Source organism: Microbacterium sp. HSID17254 (assembly GCF_003989315.1).
Lineage (GTDB): Bacteria > Actinomycetota > Actinomycetes > Actinomycetales > Microbacteriaceae > Microbacterium.
Genome location: NZ_RBLT01000020.1, coordinates 1 through 19,140, shown reverse-complemented (window position 1 = coordinate 19,140; position 19,140 = coordinate 1). Strand labels below are relative to the sequence as shown.

The window sequence follows — 19,140 nt, the reverse complement described above, 5'->3', positions numbered from 1 at the left end:
CGCGTCCCGGGCGCCGCGAGGGTCAACCGGCGTTGGCGGCGAACCAGTCGTCCATGGCCTGCAGCACCTGGTCGGCGGGTGCGCCGCCGAGCAGGGCCTGGGTCTGGGTGTTGATCTCGCCGGAGTAGCCGTCCGGGAGCGTGCGCTCGCCGTAGCCGCCGCCGGTGGGCGTGTAGGCCTCGGCCGGGGTGTCGGCCACGATCTGCAGCAGCTCCTCGCCGAGCGGCGTCATGTCGTACTCGTAGCCGTCGCGGAAGTTGCCGTCGACCGCGAGCTGGTCGCTCACCGCGGTCTGGTCGGTGGTGAGGAACTCGATGAGCTTCGCCGCCGCGTCCTGGTTCTTGCTCGCCTTGAGGATCGAGTACGGGCTGGCGATGTTGGCGCCCATCGCGGGCTGCTCGTCGGCGCTCATGGCGGGGGCGCGGAAGACGCCGATGTCCGCGGAGTCGGCGGCCTTCGCCTGCGTGCCGGCGAACCAGCTGCCCATCGAGTACACCGCCGTCTTGCCCGAGAGGAAGGCCTGCTCGGCGTCCGGGTACTTGATACCCAGGGCGTCGCCGGGGATGTAGCCCTCGGACACCCAGTCCGCGTAGGTCTCGACCGCATCGCCGTAGGTCTCGCTGAAGGTGACGTCGCCTGCCGAGATGTCCTGGAACCACGCCGGGTCCTCGGCGATGATGGTCGGCAGTCCGAGCGCCTGCAGGGTGTGGCTCGTCATCCAGTCGCCGCCGGTCTGGACCGGGGTCCACCCGGCGTCCTTGAGCTTGCCGAGGGCCTCGGTGAGCTCGTCGACCGTCGTCGGCACCTCCGTGATCCCGGCCTCCTCGAAGGCGGTCTTGTTGTAGAAGAAGAGGCTCTGCAGCTGCACGCCGATGCCGGCCATGTAGTTCTTGCCGTCGATCGAGTACTGGTCGGCGAGCGGACCGGACGACGCCCACTCGTACTGCGAGAGGTCGACGAGCTCGGGGGCGAGCTTGGTCGTCGGCGCGATGGACTGCACGACGTCGGGAGCGTCACCGGCGGCCAGCAGGCGCGGCACGGCGGCTTCGACGCCCTCCGCACCCGGGTTCTGGATGACGACGTCGATGTTCGGGTTGGCGTCCTCGAACGGCGCGACGAGGTCGTTCCAGAACTCCTCGGTCAGGTTCGGGGTGACGTTCACGAGCATGCGCACGGTGACGTCGCCGCCGGCGTCACCGCCGTCGTCGCCGGCGGTGGTCGAGCAGCCGGCGATGGCGAGGGCGGACACCGCCGCGATGCCGGCGAGGGGGAGGACTCGGGCCTTGATCATCGTTGATCCTTTCCTGATGCATGAGGGAGGGCCGCTCGCGACATTACACTAATCGATAATCGTTTGTGAAGAGTGGGCAGCATCGAACCCGCTCGGACCGCATTCCGGTCTGCGGTCTCCGAGCGGGGCGCGCGGCGCGGTCAGCCGGCGGCGCGGCGGGCGCGGTACGCCGCCACGGCGTTGCGATTGGCGCAGCTCGTCGAGCAGTAGCGCTTGGAGCGGTTGCGGGAGAGGTCGAGGGCGATCGCCTGGCATGTCCCGTCTTCGCAGACGGTGAGGCGAGAGCCCTCGTCCGTGCGGATGACGTCGATCAGGGCCATCGCGGTCTCCACGAGCACCCGTTCGGCGAGCGGGCGTTCGTCGGCGAGCCCGTGCAGGTGCCAGTCCAGCTCGTCGTGGCGCACGAGCCGCGGGGTCAGGCGCACCTCGGCGAGAGCGGCGTTGACGTGTGCGGCCATCTCGTCGCGCGGAGCGAGCAGCATGGCGCGGAGGCGCGACCGCAGAGCGCGGAGGTCGTCGAGCTCCACCGTGTCCCCGTCGACCCGTCCCGTGTACGGGAACACCCGAAGGAAGGCCTTCTCGTCGTCGATGTCGACCAGGGTGTCCGGGTCCTCCGCCGAGTTCGCGAGCCAGACCGCCGCGCGCAGCGCATCCTCTGTGTCATCGGTGAAGACCATGTTGACAGCTTACTCCCGCCGGCGTAGCGTCATCCCTCATGAGCACGGTGGCTGATGACACTCCGCGCACCCGGACCGGGGTGCGCCTCGGCCTGCCGCTCGCTGTCGCCGCCGCCTTCGCGTTCGGCTCCTCCGGGGCGTGGGCGCGCGGACTCATCGATGCGGGGTGGACGCCGGGGGCCGCCGTCACGGTGCGGGTCTGGGTCGCGGCGCTCGTGCTGCTCGTCCCCACGGTCCTCGCGCTCCGTGGGCGGTGGCGTGCTCTCCGGCAGAACGCGGGGATGGTCGCCGCCTACGGCCTCCTCGCGGTCGCGGCCACCCAGCTCTGCTACTTCCAGGCCGTCGCGGTGATGGACGTCGGGATCGCGCTGCTCATCGAGTACACCGCCCCGGTCGCGGTGCTCCTCTGGCTGTGGATGCGCCGGGGTGAGCGTCCCACGCGGCGCAGCATCCTCGGTGCGGGCATCGCCTTCGTCGGGCTCGTCCTCATGCTCGACATCGTCACCGGGGCGCAGGTGGACGTGGTCGGTGTCCTCTGGGCGCTCGGGGCGATGGTGGGTGCCGCGAGCTACTTCGTGCTGTCCGCGCGGGCGGACACCGGGATCCCGCCGATCGCCCTCGCGGGCAGTGGGCTGCTGCTCGGTGCCGTGGGTCTGAGCCTCGCCGCGCTCATCGGCGTGCTGCCGTTCGCGTGGACGACGGCCGACGTCGAGTACCGGTTCGGCGCGGTGCCGTGGTTCGTGCCGGTTCTCGCGATCGGCGTGATCGCCACGGCTCTCGCGTACGTGCTCGGCATCGTCTCGACACGGATGCTCGGCTCCCGGTTGGCCTCGTTCGTCGCGCTCGCCGAGGTCGTGGCGGCCCTGCTCTTCGGCTGGCTCCTGCTCGGACAGCTCCCCGGCCCGCTGCAGGCCCTCGGGGGCGTGCTCGTCCTCGCCGGCGTGGTCGTCGTGAAGCTCGGCGAGCCCCGCCCTGCCGCCTGAGCCCACTCGCGCGCACAACTTCGGAGATCGGAGCCGACACGCCGGCCTCCGGCCTCGCGGTGCGGCGTGTCCCGGCCGATCTCCGAAGCTGTGCCCGGATGAGGAAGGGGGTCGGGGGAGGCTATGTATACGAATGGACCGCTCGCGCCCGAGAAGTCGACCGAGTGGGGCGGTTTATGTATACACTGGCGGAATGGTCCTCCCTGTCGAGCGCACGTCCATGGGCGATCGCGCCTATGCGGCGCTCCTCGACGGCATCCAGTCCGGGGAGCTGCCGGCCGGGTACGTGCTCGGCGAGGTGGAGCAGGCCGAGCGCCTCGGTGTGAGCCGGACGCCGCTGCGGGAGGCTCTGCGTCGCCTGGCCGCCGACGGTCTGGTCGTGCAGCAGTCGCCTCGCGTCACCGTGGTCGCCGACCTCGACGCCGACGACATCCGGTCCCTGTTCGAGATCCGTCGCGCGCTGGAGGAGACCTCCGCCCGGCTGGCGGCCGTCCGGGGTGACGCCGACCGGTTCGCCGCGCTCGCCGCGGAGTTCGCGCACGTGGACCTCACCAGGGCGGAGGGCCGCGATGCCTACTACGCCCTGATCGCGCGATTCGATGCGGCCCTCGACGACGCCGTCGCCAACGACTACATCGCTGCGGCGCTGCGCACGGTCCGCACCCACCTCGTCCGCGTGCGGCGCATGGCGCGGGACAAGCCCGCCCGGCTCGCCGCCTCCGCCGCCGAGCACCGCACGATCGCCGAGGCGCTCGCCGCCCGCGACGGCGACCTCGCCGCCCATGCCACGCACGTGCACCTGCACAACGCGCTCACCGGCATCCTCGACTCCCTCCCCGACAGCGAAGGACACTCATGACCGTCACCCACCACGTCCGCGTGCACGCCAGCTCCGAGAACCTCGTCCGCGAGGATCAGCTCGCGTGGAAGATCGCCGAGGTCGCGGTCGACCAGGTCGAGGTCGAGCAGCCCGTCGTCGACATGATCATCAACCGCATCATCGACAACGCCGCCGTCGCCGCCGCCTCTCTCACCCGCGCGCCGATCGTCGCCGCCCGCGCGCAGGCGTTCAGCCACCCCGTCTCGACGGGCGGGGCCGGCGCCAACCTGTTCGGAACGCCGCTCGACCGCCGCACCAGCCCGGAGTGGGCGGCCTGGGCGAACGGCGTGGCCGTGCGCGAGCTCGACTACCACGACACGTTCCTCGCCGCCGAGTACTCGCACCCGGGCGACAACATCCCGCCGATCCTCGCGGTCGCGCAGCACACCGGCAAGGACGGGCGCGCGCTCGTGCGCGGCATCGCCACCGGCTACGAGATCCAGATGGACCTCGTGCGCGCGATCTGCCTGCACAAGCACAAGATCGATCACGTCGCGCACCTCGGCCCGTCCGCCGCCGCCGGTATCGGCACCCTCCTCGGCCTCGACGTCGAGACGATCTACCAGGCGGTCGGCCAGGCGCTGCACACCACGACCGCCACGCGTCAGAGCCGCAAGGGCGAGATCTCCACCTGGAAGGCGCACGCCCCGGCCTTCGCCGGGAAGATGGCCGTCGAGGCGGTCGACCGCGCGATGCGCGGACAGACGAGCCCGGCGCCGATCTACGAAGGCGAGGACGGCGTGATCGCCTGGATGCTCGACGGGAAGGACGCGGCCTACGAAGTGCCGCTGCCCGCCGCCGGCGAGGCCAAGCGCGCGATCCTCGACTCGTACACGAAGGAGCACTCCGCGGAGTACCAGGCGCAGGCGTGGATCGACCTCGCCCGCAAGCTCGGCACCGCGAACCCGGCCCTCCGCGACCCCGCGAACATCGCGTCGATCGTGCTGCACACCAGCCACCACACGCACTACGTGATCGGCTCGGGCGCGAACGACCCGCAGAAGTACGACCCGACGGCCTCCCGCGAGACGCTCGACCACTCCATCCCGTACATCTTCGCGGTGGCGCTGCAGGACGGCGGCTGGCACCACGTCGACTCCTACACGCCGGAGCGCGCAGGCCGCGCCGACACCGTCGCGCTGTGGCACAAGATCACCACGGCCGAGGACGCGGAGTGGACCCGCCGCTACCACTCGGAGGACCCGGACGAGAAGGCCTTCGGCGGTCGCGTCGAGATCCGCCTCACCGACGGCTCGACCGTGGTCGACGAGATCGCCGTCGCCGACGCCCACCCCCTCGGCGCGCGCCCGTTCGCGCGGGAGAACTACATCGCCAAGTTCCGCCTGCTCGCGGAGCCCGTGCTCGAGCCCGCCGAGATCGAGCGGTTCCTCGAGCTCGTGCAGCGCCTGCCCGAGCTCACGGCCGCCGAGGTCGCCGAGCTCTCGATCGTCGCGAAGCCGGGTCTGCTCGACGACGCCGACGCCCCGACGGGCCTGTTCTGATGCTGTACTCCACCACGACGCCCGCCGAGAAGCGGCGCCTGTTCCGGGAGCGGCTCGCCTCGGGGGAGCTGCTGCGGTTCCCCGGCGCGTTCAACCCGCTGAGCGCCCGACTGATCGAGCAGAAGGGGTTCGAGGGTGTCTACATCTCGGGCGCCGTGCTCTCCGCCGACCTCGGCCTGCCCGACATCGGCCTCACCACGCTCACCGAGGTCGCCGGGCGGGCGAAGCAGATCGCCCGCATGACCGACCTCCCCGCGATCGTCGACGCCGACACCGGCTTCGGTGAGCCGATGAACGTCGCCCGCACGATCCAGGAGCTCGAGGACGCCGGCCTCGCGGGAACGCACATCGAGGACCAGGTCAACCCCAAGCGCTGCGGCCACCTCGACGGCAAGGCCGTGGTGGACGAGGACACCGCGATCAAGCGGATCCGCGCGGCCGCCGACGCCCGCCGCGACGAGAACTTCCTGATCATGGCGCGTACCGACATCCGTGCGGTCGAGGGGCTGGACGCGGCGATCGACCGGGCCAAGGCGCTCGTCGACGCGGGGGCGGACGCGATCTTCCCCGAGGCGATGCGCACGATCGGCGAGTTCGAGGCCATGGCCGCGGCGCTGGACGTGCCGATCCTCGCGAACATGACCGAGTTCGGCAAGAGCGAGCTGTTCTCCGTCGACGCTCTCCGTGATGCGGGGGTGCGCATGGTCATCTGGCCGGTGTCGCTGCTGCGGATCGCGATGGGGGCGGCGGGCCGTGCGCTCGATACGCTGAACGACGAGGGGCACCTGACCTCGAAGCTCGGGGAGATGCAGCACCGCGCCGACCTCTACCAGCTGATCGACTACGAGTCGTACAACCGTTTCGACTCCGGCGTCTTCAACTTCACACTCGACAACACCGGTCGCTGAGCGCAGCGAAGCGGACACACGACGCGGTTGCTGAGCGAGGAGCGCAGCGACGAGTCGACGTACACGAAGGAGTGACCATGACCGAGCCGGACATCAAGAAGGGCCTCGCGGGGGTCGTCGTCGACACGACGGCGATCTCGAAGGTCAACCCCGAGACGAACAGCCTGCTCTACCGCGGCTATCCCGTGCAGGAGCTCGCGGACACGCAGTCCTTCGAGGCCGTGGCGTACCTGCTGTGGAACGGCGAGCTGCCGACGGGCGACGAGCTCGCCGCGTTCCGGCTGGAGGAGCGGAAGCACCGCGCCCTGGCCGACAACGTGAAGGCCGCCATCGACCTCGTGCCGCTCGAGGCGCACCCGATGGACGAGGTGCGCACCGCCGTGAGCCTGATCGGCGCATCCGACCCCGAGGCCGGCGGTTCCGTGCTCGACGCCGGTGGCAGCCCCGAGCAGAACCTGGCGCGCAGCATCCGCCTGTTCGCCGCGCTGCCGGCCATCGTCGCCTACGGCCAGCGTCGCCGTCGCGGCCAGGAGCTTATCGCTCCGCGCGACGACCTCGACTACTCGGCGAACTTCCTCTGGATGACCTTCGGGGAGGAGGCCGACGATGTCGTGGTCGACGCGTTCAACCGGTCGATGATCCTCTACGCCGAGCACTCCTTCAACGCCTCGACCTTCACCGCCCGGGTCATCACCTCGACCCTCAGCGACATCTACTCGGCGGTCGTCGGCGCCATCGGCGCGCTCAAGGGCCCGCTGCACGGCGGGGCGAACGAGGCGGTGCTGCACATCTTCAAGGAGATCGGCTCGGCGGACGCCGTCGAGGCCTGGCTCGACAAGGCCCTCGCGGAGAAGCGCAAGATCATGGGCTTCGGGCACCGCGTCTACAAGAACGGCGACTCCCGCGTGCCGACGATGAAGGCCGCGCTGGACACCCTGGTCGCGCACTACGGTCGGGAGGACGTCGCCGCGCTGTACGACGCGCTGGAGTCGCAGTTCGTCGAGCGCAAGGGGATCCACCCGAACCTCGACTACCCGTCCGGTCCCGCATACAGCCTCATCGGCTTCGACACGCTCACCTTCACGCCGCTGTTCGTCGCGGCGCGGGTGACGGGGTGGACGGCCCACGTCATCGAGCAGGCCGGCGCGAACGCCCTGATCCGCCCGCTGTCGCACTACGACGGCCCGGACGAGCGGCATGTCGCCCGCTGACCCCGTTCCGTTCGAATCGCCTGAATGGCTCCATTCTCGCCCGGGATGGAGCCATTCGCGCGATTCGAAGCGGTAGCGTGCCGACGGCCCCGGGTCAAGCGGATGCGGCGGATTTCCGGGAGGAGTAAACCGGATCCGGGACGAAAGCGTGTCCCGCGAGAAGGAGGCCCCCATGTCCGCGTCCGACGTCACCGTCAAGGAGGTCCGGTCACTCGTCCCCGCGCGCATGGACCGGCTCCCCTGGTCGCGCTTCCACTGGATGATCGTCGTCGGACTCGGGTTCTCCTGGATCCTCGACGGCCTCGAGGTGCAGATCGTCGCGGCCAACGGCTACGCGCAGACGCTGGGGATGGGCCCGGCCGAGGTCGGTCTCGCCGGCACCTGCTACCTGCTCGGACAGGTTTTCGGCGCCCTCGTGTTCGGCCGTCTCGCCGACCGCCTCGGCCGCAAGAACCTCTTCCTGCTCTCGCTCGGGGTGTACCTCGTCGGGTCGGCCGTCGCCGGGCTCGCGTTCGCCCCCTGGTTCTTCTACATCTGGCGCTTCGTCGCCGGGGCGGGCATCGGCGGTGAGTACGCGGCCATCAACTCGGCCATCGACGAGATCATCCCCGCGAAGTACCGCGGCCGGGTCGACATCGCCATCAACGGCACCTACTGGGGCGGTGCGGCCCTCGGCGCGGTCGCCAACATGTTCTTCCTCAACACCGACATCCTGCCCGCCGACATCGGCTGGCGGCTGAGCTTCTTCCTCGGCCCGATCCTCGGCCTCCTCATCATCTGGCTGCGGCGGCACATCCCGGAGAGCCCGCGCTGGCAGATGACGCACGGCCGCGAGGAGGAGGCGGAACGCAACGTCGACGAGATCGAGGAGCGCATCCGCAAGGAGGGCAAGACGATCGAGCCCGTCGACGAGAGCAAGGCCATCACGGTCAAGGAATACGGCAGCGTCCCGTTCCTCGTGATCGCGAAGGTGCTGTTCAAGAAGTACCCGCGGCGCACGCTCGTCGGCATCACGATGATGGTCACGCAGTCCTTCCTCTACAACGCGATCTTCTTCACGTACGCGCTCGTGCTGGAGAACTTCTACGACACCCCGCCGGCATCCGCGTCGCAGTACTTCATCGTGTTCGCGGTGGGCAACCTCGCCGGCGCCCTCATCCTCGGCCACTTCTTCGACACGTGGGGTCGTCGGCGGATGCTGTTCGGCACCTACGTGCTCGCGGGACTGATCCTGCTCGTCAGCGCCTTCCTCTTCAACGCGGGGGTGCTGAACGCGGGCACGCACACGGCGTTCTGGTGTGCATCGTTCTTCTTCGCCTCGGCCGGCGCGTCCGCCGCGTATCTGACGGTGAGCGAGATCTTCCCGCTCGAACTGCGCAGCCAGGTGATCTCGTACGTCTTCTCGATCGGGCAGCTCGTCGGCGCCGTCGCTCCGGTGCTCTACGGCGCCCTGATCGGAGCGAGCGCGGAGTCTGGCGACCGCGGTCCGCTGTTCTGGGGCTACGTGCTCGGTGCGGCCATCATGATGTTCGGCGGCGTCGTGTGCGGTGTCTTCGGCGTCAGCGCCGCCGGGAAGTCGCTGGAGGACATCGCCGATCCGCTCTCGCTCGTCGAACCGGCGAAGAAGGGTGTCACCCCGGGTACGGAGTCCGGCTCCTGAGAAGGCGGTTCCGCTAGCGGGCGAGCCAGTTCCGCAGGGAGCGCGTGACGAACGGCAGCACCCAGTACGTCATGATCGGCGTGAGCACGAGGGTGGTGATGAGTACGCGGAGCCACAGCGGCACGGCGTCCCATCCCGGCACCGGGCTCATGGCGTAGGTGAACGCGAGGTTCACGGGGAAGAAGCCGAGCCAGATCGAGACGGCCTGCTTCCACCGCGGCGGCGCGGGGGCGACGGTCACGGTGCTGGTCGTGCCATCCGGGTCGACGACGGGGATGGATCCCGTGGACGGCTCGTCGAACCACCCCTCGATGCCGGAGCGGCGCTTGGACCGCTCGCTGCGGACGAAGCCCTGGCCCATCGACAGCCACCACGCGCGTTCGCCGGACTGCTCCCACGCGGTGAGCGCGTCCTCGCTCGCGAAGCGGTAGAGCATGTGCCAGACCTGGGAGTCCTCGCCGGCACGGACCCAGCCGGAGCCGAGGAATCCCGGGTACTTCGTCGCCAGGTTCACCCCGGTCTGCACCCACGCGGTGGCCTCGGCGATGCGCTCCGGGTCGACCTCGCGGCGGATGGAGACAGTGACGGGTTCGGAGACGGGCGCGGATGCGGACATGGTGCGGTCCTCGGGGGTGAGCGGCGTCGGGGTGCGGACGCGGGGTGGCGGCGCCAGGGTCGCGACGCCTGGTCGATTCTAGTTCCCGTTCGAGTCGCGCGAATGGCTGTGAATCCGGGCCGGATCCCGCCATTCGCGCGATTCGAACGCGGGGTCACCGCCCCAGGGCCGACGCCACACGGCGGATCAGTTCCCCCGGTCTGTGGAGGAGGGGTGCGGTGACCTCGATCACCGTCCACCCGGCAGCACGCAGCGCCGCGACCCGCTCGATATCCCGTGCCCACTGCGCGCCGTGCACCATGCCGTGGTACTCCGCCGCGACGCGTTCGGCCTCCCAGACCATGTCGACGCAGGCCAGGAAGCGACCTCGGTCGTCGAACACGTCCACGTTGAGTTGAGGCTCCGGGATCCCGGCCGCGACCAGGAGGCACCGCAGCCGGCTCTCCCGCGGCGACCACGAGTCCTCCCGCACGAGCTCGACCGCCTCCCGCAACCGTGCCGCCCCGCGCCTCCGCCCCGGCCGCCAGCATCTCCCGCAGCTCGTCGACCGTCGCCCACGGCTGCCGCCCGACACCCGGCCGCCCGACGCCCGGTCTCCAGTGCCGGCAGAAGTAGTCGCCGAGGGCCACGAGGTCCACCAGCGGCAGCGTCCCGAGGGAGACCCAGGTCGCGGCGGGAGAGGTCACGCGGAGGCCGTCCCGATAGCGGATCGAGGTGAGGCTGGACAGCGTGCGGTGCCCGGTCACGCCGCGGGCGCGGGGGAACGGGATCCCGCCGGACGCACTGACGTGGAGGGCGAGGTCGTCCGCCGTCGCGATGCCTCCGTGATCGTCGAAGGCGAGCGGCAGGGGGCCTCCCCAGATCGACACGGCGGTCTCGTGACTGAAGAAGTGTCCGGTGTGCAGGATCGGGGCGTAGGACTGTGCTCGTGCTACCCGTGCGTGCCGCTGCCGCTCGTACGGGTCTGCGACGTCGATCCCGGGAGCCGGGCGGGGGTGCACGCGGACCCCGTGGAACGGAGCCTCGAGGTCGGATCCGCGCAGCCGTCCGCGACTCACGCCGTGCAGTCGCGCCGTCCGGACCGCGAAGTCCGCCTCGAAGCGGGCCGGAAGCTGCTGTCGTCGTCCCATGCCCCCACGCTCCCACCCCCGCGGTCGGGGCGGGGTCGGTCTCCACAGCCCCGGTTCGAATCGCGCACTGTGCTCCATCTCCGGCCGAAATGGAGCAAAGCAAGCGATTCGAAGAAGGAGAAGACCCCCGCCGACCCGATTCGGCGGGGGTCTCGGGAGCGAGAGTGCTCACCGTGTGCACGGGAGACGCGACTACCCGATCCGGTCTGAGTCTGTGCCGTGCATCTGCAGTTGTAATCGGCCTGGATGTCCGGCGGGTGAACGGCCGGAGAACGGGCGACGGCGGCATCCGAACGCGGGGCGCCGCAAGATACAAGGACGTCCTCGTATTTTCACGGTCGTCGGAGTAAACTCGCCGATGTGCCAAAGAGGGCACGGAGGGATGTCGCACAATGACCCGTACTATCCCGCACTTCGTGGGCGGAACGCATGTCACCCCGGAAGACGGCCGCTTCGCCGACGTCTTCGACCCGAGCACCGGAGCCGTGCAGGCCCGGGTGCCGCTCGCGTCCGCGGAGGAGGTGCGCCGCGTCATCGCGAACGCCGAGCAGGCACAGGCCGCGTGGGCGGCGACCAACCCGCAGAAGCGCGCCCGCGTCCTCCTGCGGTTCCTCGACCTCGTGCAGCAGGAGATGACCTCGCTCGCCGAATTCCTCGCGAGCGAGCACGGCAAGACCGTCGACGACGCCAAGGGTGACATCCAGCGAGGCCTCGAGGTGATCGAGTTCTCCGCCGGAGCCCCGCACCTGCTCAAGGGCGAGTACTCCACCGGTGCCGGGGCGGGCATCGACGTGTACTCGATGCGGCAGCCGCTCGGGGTCGTCGCGGCGATCACGCCCTTCAACTTCCCCGCCATGATCCCCCTGTGGAAGGCCGGGCCCGCGCTCGCCGCCGGCAACGCCGTGGTGCTCAAGCCCAGCGAGCGCGACCCCTCGGTGCCGGTGCGCCTCGCCGAGCTCTTCCTCGAAGCGGGGCTGCCGGCCGGCGTCCTCAACGTGGTGCACGGCGACAAGGAGGCGGTCGACACGCTGCTCACCGACGACCGGATCCGCGCGGTCGGTTTCGTCGGCTCCACGCCCATCGCCGAGTACATCTACGCCACCGCGGCCGCCCACGGCAAGCGCGCGCAGTGCTTCGGCGGCGCGAAGAACCACATGATCGTGATGCCGGACGCGGATCTCGACCAGGCCGTCGACGCCCTCATCGGCGCCGGCTACGGCTCCGCGGGGGAGCGGTGCATGGCCATCTCGGTCGCCGTGCCGGTCGGCGAGGAGACCGCGGACGCGCTTGCCGCCAAGCTCACCGAACGCGTCGCTCAGCTGCGGGTCGGACCGTCCCTCGCGGCGGACGTCGACTACGGCCCCCTGGTCACCCGCGCAGCGGTCGAGCGGGTCGAGGGTTACATCCAGCAGGGGATCGACGAGGGGGCGACGCTGCTCGCCGACGGCCGCGGCTTCACGGTCGACGGGCACGAGGAGGGCTTCTACCTCGGACCGACCCTGTTCGACCACGTGACCACCGACATGGCGATCTACCGCGAGGAGATCTTCGGCCCGGTGCTCGTGATCGCCCGCGCCGCCGACTACGAAGAGGCGCTGCGCATGGCCTCCGAGCACGAGTACGGCAACGGCGTCGCCATCTTCACGCGCGACGGCGACGCGGCTCGCGACTTCGCCGCTCGCGTCGAGGTCGGGATGGTGGGCGTGAACGTGCCCATCCCCGTGCCGATCGCCTACTACACGTTCGGCGGCTGGAAGCGAAGCGGCTTCGGCGACCTCAACCAGCACGGCGCCGACGCCTTCCGCTTCTACACGAAGACCAAGACCGTGACGAGCCGCTGGCCGTCGGGGATCCGCGAGGGCGCCAGCTTCGTCATCCCCACCATGCATTGACCCTTCGACCGGCTCAGGGCCCTTCGACAGGGCTCAGGGACCCATATCTCAAGGACACGCGATGACCATGACCACCGTCACCACCACCGATGAGGAGCGCGAGGCGATCCTCGACGCCGTGCGAGAGTTCGCCGATGCGGAGCTCGCCCCGTTCGCCGCGGAACGCGACGAGAAGCACCTGTTCCCGCGGGAGTCGCTGCAGCGCGGCGGCGAGCTCGGCCTCGGCGGGATCTACGTGAGCGAGGAGTTCGGCGGCACGGGCCTCACCCGCGTCGACACCGTCGCCATCTTCGAGGAGCTCGCCAAGGCCGACCCCGCGGTGGCCGCCTACATCTCCATCCACAACATGGTGGTGTGGATGATCGACACCTACGGCGACGACGAGCAGCGGTCGCGCTGGCTGCCGTCGCTGACCGCCATGCAGGAGTTCGGCGGCTACTGCCTCACCGAGCCGGGGGCCGGATCCGACGCGGCGAACATCGCGACGAGTGCCGTCCGCGAGGGCGACGAGTACGTGCTTACCGGGGTGAAGCAGTTCATCTCCGGAGCCGGTGAGGCCGCGGTGTACGTCGTCATGGCGCGGACCGGCGAGCCGGGAGCCCGCGGGATCAGCGCCTTCCTGGTCCCCGGCGACGCGGAGAACCTGAGCTTCGGTGCTCCGGAGAAGAAGATGGGGTGGCACGCGCAGCCCACCCGGCCCGTGATCATGGACGGCGTGCGGGTGCCGGCGTCCGCGATGCTCGGCGACGAGGGACGAGGTTTCGCGATCGCGATGTCGGCGCTCAACGGTGGCCGCCTCAACATCGCGGCGTGCTCTCTCGGTGGCGCGCAGGCCGCGCTCGACAAGGCCGTGCAGTACGTGCACGAGCGCGTCGCGTTCGGGGAGCCGCTGGCGGAGAAGCAGTCGATCCTCTTCGCGATCGCCGACATGCGCACCGACCTGCAGGCCGCGCGGCTCATGGTGCGGGACGGCGCGGAGGCTGTCGACGGGAAGGCGCCGGACGCGACGATGCGCTGCGCGATGGCCAAGCGCTTCGCGACCGACGCCGGCTTCGAGGTGGCCAACCGCGCCCTCCAGCTGCACGGCGGCTACGGCTACCTGCAGGACTACGGCATCGAGAAGATCGTCCGCGACCTCCGCGTGCACCAGATCCTCGAGGGGACGAACGAGATCATGCGCCTGATCGTCGGCCGGGAGATGCTGCGACCCGCGGGGTCGACGTCGATGCGGAGCGCATCATGACCCGCGTCGCCTTCCTCGGGCTCGGGCACATGGGGCTGCCGATGGCGAAGAACCTCGTCGCCGCCGGACACGAGGTGCACGGCTTCGACCTCATGCCCGCGGCGATCGAGGCGGCCGGGGCGGCCGGGATCCCCGTGGCGGCGAGCGGCGCGGAGGCGGTGGCGGACGCGGAGGTCGTGGTGACGATGTTCCCGGCGGGGAAGCACGTCATCGAGGCCTACCGCACGGAGCTGCTGGCGGCCGCGCGCCCCGGGACGCTGTTCATCGAGTCGTCGACCATCGCGGTGGACGAGGCGCGGGCCGCCCATGCGCTCGCGCTCGCCGCCGGCCACCGGCACATCGATGCTCCGGTATCCGGAGGTGTGGTCGGGGCGGAGGCCGGGACCCTGGCGTTCATGGTCGGGGGTTCCGACGACGACTTCGCGGCGGCGCTGCCGCTGCTGGAGATCATGGGGAAGCGCATCGTGCACTGCGGCGGACCGGGACTCGGACAGGCGGCGAAGGTCTGCAACAACATGGTGCTCGCGGTGTCGCAGATCGCCGTCGCCGAGGCGTTCGTGCTGGGCGAGCGGTTGGGGCTCGAGCATCAGGCCCTGTTCGATGTGGTGTCCCAGGCGTCGGGGCAGTGCTGGGCGCTCACCACGAACTGCCCCGTGCCCGGTCCGGTGCCCACCAGCCCCGCGAACCGGGACTACCAGCCGGGGTTCGCGGGCGCCCTCATGGCGAAGGACCTCGGTCTCGCGCTGCAGGCCATCGAGCAGACCTCGACGGACGCGCGGATGGGTCGTCTGGCGCAGGAGCTGTACGCCGCCTACGCCGCCGGCGACGGCGCCGCCCGTGACTTCTCCGGCATCATCACGGAGATCCGCGGCTGACTCCCGCTTTCGAATCGCCTGAATGGTCGCAAATCCGGCCGAAATGCAGCAAATCGGGCGATTCGAAGGGGAGGGTGGATGACGACAGGAAGGCGGGAGCGATGACCGAGTACGAGACGATCCTGGTGGAGCAGCGCGGACGGGTGGGCTGGATCACCCTCCACCGACCGGAGGCGCTCAACGCGCTGAACAGCCGGCTCGCCGAGGAGGTCACCGCGGCCGCGCAGGCCTTCGATGCGGATGACGGCGTCGGGGCCATCGTCGTGACCGGCTCCGAGAAGGCCTTCGCGGCCGGCGCCGACATCAAGGAGATGGAGGGCATGTCCGCGGCGGAGATGCTCGAGACCGACCACTTCGGCGTCTGGCACGACTTCGCGGCCGTGCGCACCCCGGTCATCGCGGCGGTCTCCGGGTTCGCGCTCGGCGGCGGCTGCGAGTTGGCGATGATGTGCGACATCATCCTCGCCGCGGACACCGCGAAGTTCGGACAGCCCGAGATCAACCTCGGAGTGATCCCGGGCATGGGCGGCACCCAGCGGCTCATCCGCGCGGTGGGGTACTACAAGGCGGCGGAACTCGTGCTGTCCGGCCGCTTCATGGGCGCCGAGGAGGCGGAGCGCTCCGGACTCGTGTCCCGGGTCGTCCCCGCGGGGGATCTCCTGGCCGAGGCGACGACGCTGGCTGAGACGATCGCGTCGAAGTCGCTGCCGTCGGTCTACGCCGCCAAGGCTGCGCTCGATGCCGCCATGGAGACGACGCTCTCCGAGGGCCTCGCCCACGAGAAGCAGGCATTCGCGGCGCTGTTCGACACGCACGACCAGAAGGAGGGGATGGCGGCCTTCCGCGAGAAGCGCACGCCGGACTTCCAGAACCGCTGACCGCGGGGACAGGTCAGCCGCGCAGGGACTCCACGATCTTCGCGATCCGGCGCTCGCGCGTCGCCTCCTGCTTGGCCTCGGCGACCGCCCTGGCGTGCTCCTTGCGCGCCGACGGGGAGAGGGCGTCGAACGCCGCGCGCACGGCCGGATCGGCGTCGAGGGCAGCGGCTAGTGCTGGCGGCACCTCGACCACCCGCTCCGCGGTGTCGAGCCGGATCACGGCGTCGACCTCCTGATCGATCTCGACACCGAGGTCCGCGCGGGCGGCCTTGCTGAGACCGATCATGTTCTCGCCGCCCATGCGGGCCAGGCGCAGGCGCGCGGTGCGCCCGCCGATCGTGACCGCGACCGGGAAGGCCTTGCCGGCCCCGAAGGACGCCACCTGCTCATCGGTGAGGAGGATCGCCGCGGCGGGGCCGCGACCGGTGAGGACGGTGTGCACGCGCAGTTCGCTCATGCAGGAAGAGTACGCCCGCCATCCTCGATCGCGGCGACCAGAGCGGTGTTGCGTTCGGCGATCAGGCGCTCCATGTAGCGGCCGAGCACGAGGGCGTCGACGACGCGGCCGAGGAGCCCGAAGGGCGACCGGAACACGATCGTGTCGCGCATGAGGGTGCCGCGCGGATGCTCCTCGAACACGTGCTCGTGCCGGAGGTCGCGGAACGGTCCGTCGATCTGACGGTCGGTGAACCGATGCGGCGCGTCGATGTCGAACACCACGGAGCGCAGGCGGAACGGGATGCCGAAGTGCCGCGCGCGCCAGGTGACCGTGGACCCCTCGCTGAACGCGCCGCCTGCGGGCTCCTCGATCATCGTCTCGTCGTAGCGCGCCATCGACTGCAGATGCAGCTCCGGGTCCAGTGCTGCGGCGAACACGACAGGGCGCGGTGCCGCGATCACGGTCTCGAGCACGAACCGGGGCATCAGAGCGGTTCGGGGAGGGGGCGCGGGTCGATGAAGTCGCCGGCGTCACGACGCAGACGGGCGACGATGGCGACGAGCTCGGCGGCGTCGGCCTCGCTCATGCCGGGGTCGGCGAAGACGTCGGCGTTGAGGGCGGTCGTGGCGCGCTCGACGAGATCGCGGCCGTCGTCGGTGAGGGCGAGCATCGCCGCGCGTCCGTCGTGCGGGTGCGGTTCGCGGACGACGAGGCCGTCGCGCATGAGCCGCTCGGCGGTGCTCGTGATGGTGGTGGCGTGGACCTGCAGGCGCGCGACGACACTCGACAACGGCAGGCGTCCGGCGCGGCTGAAGGCGAGCAGCCGCAGCACCTCGTAGCGGGCGAAGCTCAGCGCGAAGGGCTTGAGGGCCGCGTCGACGCGGGCCAGGAGGAGCTGCTGGGCGCGCATCACCGAGGTGACCACCGTCATGCCGTCCGCGGCCTCGGTCCAGCCGTGCGCGATCCACTGCCGCTTCGCCTCGGCGAGCGGGTCGACGGGAAGCGGGCGGGGTCGGACCACGTCTCTACGGTACCGGGGGAGTCCGCCCCCGGCTGTCAGCGGCGAGCCGCGGGGCCCGACTGTCGACTATGTATACATTGGCGGCCGAAATCGGGGGTGCCACCTGCGGATCCCTCCGCCTTTGGCTACATAGAAGAGCGTGCGGATAGACTCAGCGTGTCGTGAGGAGCATTCGATGAAGATCTTCGTCCTGGTCAAAGAGGTACCGGACACCTATGGCGATCGCACGTTGAATCTCGAGACCGGACTCGCCGAACGCGGGGCCGGGGATGTGGTCCTCGACGAGATCACGGAGCGGGCCCTCGAGGTCGCCCTGGCCCACGCCGACAAGAACGAGGGCACCGAGGTCGTGGCCCTCACGATGGCGCCCGAGAGCGCGACGGCATCCGTGCGCCGGGCCCTCGCGATCGGCGCCGCCTCCGCGATCCACATCGTCGACGAACAGCTCGTCGGCGCCGACCTGGGTCTCACCGCCGAGGTGCTCGCCGCCGCGATCCGCCGCGGCGCGCCCGACCTCGTCATCACCGGCAACCTGTCCACCGACGGCGCCGGCGGCGTCCTCCCCGCGATGCTCGCCGAACACCTCGGCTGGGCGCAGGCCACCGCCCTCACCGCGGTCGAGATCACCGCCGAGGGCGTCTCCGGCACCCGCGGCGCCGACGCGGGCAACCAGCAGGTGACCGCGCCGCTGCCCGCCGTGATCTCCATCACCGAGGCGCTCCCGGACGCCCGGTTCCCCAACTTCAAGGGCATCATGGCGGCGAAGAAGAAGCCGCTGGAGGTGCTGTCCCTCGCCGACCTCGACGTGTCGGCCGACCCGGCGGCGGCGCCACGCACCATCATGACCGCGGTCTCGGAGAAGCCCCCGCGGGCCGCCGGCGTCAAGATCACCGACGAGGGCGATGCCGCCGAGAAGCTCGTCGAGTTCCTCGTGCAGAACAGGCTGGTGTGACATGGCGTACCCCGAGAACCCGATCCTCGTGCTCCTCGACGTCGACCCGTCCGGTGCACTCACCAGCAGCACCGCCGGACTCCTCGGCGCGGCGGCGGGCGTCGGCACACCGGTCGCGGTGATCGTCGGCGGTTCCGAGGCGGCGGTCGCCACGGCCGCGGAGGCCGGAGCCGCGGTCGTGCTCTCGGCCGACGGCGACCCGTCCGCGCTGACGGTCCCGATCGTCGACGCGCTGCAGGCCGCCGCCGCGCAGGTGCAGCCCGCGGCCGTCCTCATCTCGAACTCGATCTCCGGCCGCGATGTCGCCGGCCGGTTCGCGGTGCGGACGAAGAGTGCGCTCGCCGTGGACGCGGTCGGGGTCTCGCGTGACGACGAGGGCATCGTCGCCCACCACTCGGTCTATGGCGGGGCGTATCTCGTCGACGCCGCCGCGACGTACGGCACGCTCGTCGTCACGCTGCGCCAGGGCGCGGTGGACGCCAGGGCCGAGGCGGTCGCCTCCCCGCAGGTCGAGCAGCTCGCGGTCACTCCGTCCGGAGCGGTCGCCGCGACGGCGGGCCCCGTCGAGACGGTCGAGGCCACCTCGTCCCGGCCCGAGCTGCGCGGAGCGACCCGCGTCGTGTCGGGCGGCCGGGGTCTCGCCTCGAAGGAGAAGTTCGTGCTCGTGGAGGAGCTCGCCGACGCCCTCGGGGCCGCGGTCGGCGCCTCGCGTGCCGCCGTCGACGCGGGCTACATCCCGCAGTCCCACCAGGTCGGGCAGACCGGGGTCTCGGTGTCGCCGCAGCTCTACGTCGCGCTCGGGATCTCCGGCGCGATCCAGCACCGCGCCGGCATGCAGACGTCGAAGAACATCGTGGCGATCAACAAGGACCCGGAGGCGCCGATCTTCGACGTCGCCGACTTCGGCATCGTCGGCGATGTGTTCACGATCGTGCCGCAGGTGATCGCCGCGCTCGAGGCGCGGAAGAAGTAGCCATGGCGG

19 protein-coding genes are annotated in these 19,140 nt (G+C 70.7%); 12 read left to right on the top strand and 7 right to left on the bottom strand.

Annotated elements, in window-relative coordinates; all coding sequences use genetic code 11:
* Window positions 1-22 precede the first annotated feature (22 nt).
* Window positions 23-1,291: an ABC transporter substrate-binding protein gene (locus D8M34_RS12190; protein WP_126894138.1), complete on the bottom strand. Its 1,269-nt coding sequence runs from the start codon at window positions 1,289-1,291 to the stop codon at window positions 23-25.
* Between the two features lie 140 nt (window positions 1,292-1,431).
* A complete protein-coding gene (locus tag D8M34_RS12185; protein WP_126894137.1) occupies window positions 1,432-1,968 on the bottom strand; it encodes a CGNR zinc finger domain-containing protein in 537 nt (178 codons plus the stop codon).
* Between the two features lie 38 nt (window positions 1,969-2,006).
* On the opposite strand from D8M34_RS12185, the gene D8M34_RS12180 reads away from it, so the two are divergent.
* The 6 genes from D8M34_RS12180 (at window position 2,007) to D8M34_RS12155 (ending at window position 9,112) form a co-directional block, all read left to right on the top strand.
* Complete coding sequence (locus D8M34_RS12180) at window positions 2,007-2,951, top strand: EamA family transporter (protein ID WP_164498177.1); 945 nt, start codon at window positions 2,007-2,009, stop codon at window positions 2,949-2,951.
* Between the two features lie 193 nt (window positions 2,952-3,144).
* The gene (locus D8M34_RS12175; protein ID WP_025105405.1) at window positions 3,145-3,810 is read left to right on the top strand and encodes a GntR family transcriptional regulator; all 666 of its coding nucleotides are present in this window, start codon (window positions 3,145-3,147) and stop codon (window positions 3,808-3,810) included.
* On the top strand, window positions 3,807-5,333 hold the full coding sequence (locus D8M34_RS12170) for an MmgE/PrpD family protein (RefSeq protein WP_085605503.1): 1,527 nt from the start codon (window positions 3,807-3,809) through the stop codon (window positions 5,331-5,333). The genes D8M34_RS12175 and D8M34_RS12170 overlap by 4 nt, the downstream gene beginning before the upstream one ends.
* Window positions 5,333-6,241, top strand: a complete 909-nt coding sequence (gene prpB, locus D8M34_RS12165; RefSeq protein ID WP_126894136.1) for a methylisocitrate lyase — start codon at window positions 5,333-5,335, stop codon at window positions 6,239-6,241. The genes D8M34_RS12170 and prpB overlap by 1 nt, the downstream gene beginning before the upstream one ends.
* A 77-nt stretch (window positions 6,242-6,318) precedes the next feature.
* Window positions 6,319-7,452: a bifunctional 2-methylcitrate synthase/citrate synthase gene (locus D8M34_RS12160; protein WP_025105408.1), complete on the top strand. Its 1,134-nt coding sequence runs from the start codon at window positions 6,319-6,321 to the stop codon at window positions 7,450-7,452.
* Window positions 7,453-7,624: 172 nt separating this feature from the next.
* Window positions 7,625-9,112 (top strand): MFS transporter, encoded by a 1,488-nt coding sequence (locus D8M34_RS12155; protein ID WP_126894135.1) that lies wholly within the window; start codon window positions 7,625-7,627, stop codon window positions 9,110-9,112.
* A 13-nt stretch (window positions 9,113-9,125) separates the two neighbouring features.
* Here the strand turns inward: D8M34_RS12155 and D8M34_RS12150 are convergent, their stop codons facing one another.
* Entirely contained in the window at window positions 9,126-9,728 is a 603-nt protein-coding gene (locus D8M34_RS12150; RefSeq protein WP_062765537.1) for an antibiotic biosynthesis monooxygenase, read from the bottom strand.
* A 154-nt stretch (window positions 9,729-9,882) separates the two neighbouring features.
* Window positions 9,883-10,221, bottom strand: coding sequence for a hypothetical protein (locus D8M34_RS12145; RefSeq protein ID WP_126894134.1), 339 nt, complete (start codon window positions 10,219-10,221; stop codon window positions 9,883-9,885).
* Between the two features lie 1,029 nt (window positions 10,222-11,250).
* Here D8M34_RS12145 and D8M34_RS12140 point away from each other — a divergent pair.
* From D8M34_RS12140 to D8M34_RS12125, 4 genes are all read left to right on the top strand, one after another.
* Window positions 11,251-12,750, top strand: a complete 1,500-nt coding sequence (locus tag D8M34_RS12140; protein ID WP_126894133.1) for a CoA-acylating methylmalonate-semialdehyde dehydrogenase — start codon at window positions 11,251-11,253, stop codon at window positions 12,748-12,750.
* Between the two features lie 61 nt (window positions 12,751-12,811).
* A complete protein-coding gene (locus D8M34_RS12135; protein WP_062637002.1) occupies window positions 12,812-13,993 on the top strand; it encodes an acyl-CoA dehydrogenase family protein in 1,182 nt (393 codons plus the stop codon).
* The gene (mmsB, locus tag D8M34_RS12130) at window positions 13,990-14,868 is read left to right on the top strand and encodes a 3-hydroxyisobutyrate dehydrogenase (protein ID WP_126894132.1); all 879 of its coding nucleotides are present in this window, start codon (window positions 13,990-13,992) and stop codon (window positions 14,866-14,868) included. The genes D8M34_RS12135 and mmsB overlap by 4 nt, the downstream gene beginning before the upstream one ends.
* Window positions 14,869-14,969: 101 nt before the next feature.
* On the top strand, window positions 14,970-15,746 hold the full coding sequence (locus tag D8M34_RS12125) for an enoyl-CoA hydratase (RefSeq protein WP_126894131.1): 777 nt from the start codon (window positions 14,970-14,972) through the stop codon (window positions 15,744-15,746).
* Window positions 15,747-15,759: 13 nt separating this feature from the next.
* Here D8M34_RS12125 and D8M34_RS12120 read toward each other — a convergent pair whose 3' ends face one another.
* Genes D8M34_RS12120 through D8M34_RS12110 form a run of 3 tightly spaced genes read right to left on the bottom strand, consistent with a single transcriptional unit; the run spans window position 15,760 to window position 17,206 of the window.
* The gene (locus tag D8M34_RS12120; protein WP_025105416.1) at window positions 15,760-16,203 is read right to left on the bottom strand and encodes a YdeI/OmpD-associated family protein; all 444 of its coding nucleotides are present in this window, start codon (window positions 16,201-16,203) and stop codon (window positions 15,760-15,762) included.
* Complete coding sequence (locus D8M34_RS12115; protein ID WP_126894130.1) at window positions 16,200-16,670, bottom strand: SRPBCC family protein; 471 nt, start codon at window positions 16,668-16,670, stop codon at window positions 16,200-16,202. Before D8M34_RS12115 ends, D8M34_RS12120 begins: the two co-directional genes overlap by 4 nt.
* A complete protein-coding gene (locus D8M34_RS12110; protein ID WP_085605486.1) occupies window positions 16,670-17,206 on the bottom strand; it encodes a MarR family winged helix-turn-helix transcriptional regulator in 537 nt (178 codons plus the stop codon). Before D8M34_RS12110 ends, D8M34_RS12115 begins: the two co-directional genes overlap by 1 nt.
* Before the next feature lie 175 nt (window positions 17,207-17,381).
* On the opposite strand from D8M34_RS12110, the gene D8M34_RS12105 reads away from it, so the two are divergent.
* Entirely contained in the window at window positions 17,382-18,158 is a 777-nt protein-coding gene (locus D8M34_RS12105; RefSeq protein WP_126894129.1) for an electron transfer flavoprotein subunit beta/FixA family protein, read from the top strand.
* 1 nt (window position 18,159) lies between these two features.
* Window positions 18,160-19,131: an electron transfer flavoprotein subunit alpha/FixB family protein gene (locus D8M34_RS12100; RefSeq protein WP_126894128.1), complete on the top strand. Its 972-nt coding sequence runs from the start codon at window positions 18,160-18,162 to the stop codon at window positions 19,129-19,131.
* Window positions 19,132-19,140 lie beyond the last annotated feature (9 nt).

What these genes read in the sequence shown, in the direction of transcription:
- D8M34_RS12190 (WP_126894138.1), bottom strand. Translation starts at nt 1,291, where the DNA reads ATGATCAAGGCCCGAGTCCTCCCCCTCGCCGGCATCGCGGCGGTGTCC.
- D8M34_RS12185 (WP_126894137.1), bottom strand. Translation starts at nt 1,968, where the DNA reads ATGGTCTTCACCGATGACACAGAGGATGCGCTGCGCGCGGCGGTCTGG.
- D8M34_RS12180 (WP_164498177.1), top strand. Translation starts at nt 2,007, where the DNA reads ATGAGCACGGTGGCTGATGACACTCCGCGCACCCGGACCGGGGTGCGC.
- D8M34_RS12175 (WP_025105405.1), top strand. Translation starts at nt 3,145, where the DNA reads ATGGTCCTCCCTGTCGAGCGCACGTCCATGGGCGATCGCGCCTATGCG.
- D8M34_RS12170 (WP_085605503.1), top strand. Translation starts at nt 3,807, where the DNA reads ATGACCGTCACCCACCACGTCCGCGTGCACGCCAGCTCCGAGAACCTC.
- prpB (WP_126894136.1), top strand. Translation starts at nt 5,333, where the DNA reads ATGCTGTACTCCACCACGACGCCCGCCGAGAAGCGGCGCCTGTTCCGG.
- D8M34_RS12160 (WP_025105408.1), top strand. Translation starts at nt 6,319, where the DNA reads ATGACCGAGCCGGACATCAAGAAGGGCCTCGCGGGGGTCGTCGTCGAC.
- D8M34_RS12155 (WP_126894135.1), top strand. Translation starts at nt 7,625, where the DNA reads ATGTCCGCGTCCGACGTCACCGTCAAGGAGGTCCGGTCACTCGTCCCC.
- D8M34_RS12150 (WP_062765537.1), bottom strand. Translation starts at nt 9,728, where the DNA reads ATGTCCGCATCCGCGCCCGTCTCCGAACCCGTCACTGTCTCCATCCGC.
- D8M34_RS12140 (WP_126894133.1), top strand. Translation starts at nt 11,251, where the DNA reads ATGACCCGTACTATCCCGCACTTCGTGGGCGGAACGCATGTCACCCCG.
- D8M34_RS12135 (WP_062637002.1), top strand. Translation starts at nt 12,812, where the DNA reads ATGACCATGACCACCGTCACCACCACCGATGAGGAGCGCGAGGCGATC.
- mmsB (WP_126894132.1), top strand. Translation starts at nt 13,990, where the DNA reads ATGACCCGCGTCGCCTTCCTCGGGCTCGGGCACATGGGGCTGCCGATG.
- D8M34_RS12125 (WP_126894131.1), top strand. Translation starts at nt 14,970, where the DNA reads ATGACCGAGTACGAGACGATCCTGGTGGAGCAGCGCGGACGGGTGGGC.
- D8M34_RS12120 (WP_025105416.1), bottom strand. Translation starts at nt 16,203, where the DNA reads ATGAGCGAACTGCGCGTGCACACCGTCCTCACCGGTCGCGGCCCCGCC.
- D8M34_RS12115 (WP_126894130.1), bottom strand. Translation starts at nt 16,670, where the DNA reads ATGCCCCGGTTCGTGCTCGAGACCGTGATCGCGGCACCGCGCCCTGTC.
- D8M34_RS12105 (WP_126894129.1), top strand. Translation starts at nt 17,382, where the DNA reads ATGAAGATCTTCGTCCTGGTCAAAGAGGTACCGGACACCTATGGCGAT.
- D8M34_RS12100 (WP_126894128.1), top strand. Translation starts at nt 18,160, where the DNA reads ATGGCGTACCCCGAGAACCCGATCCTCGTGCTCCTCGACGTCGACCCG.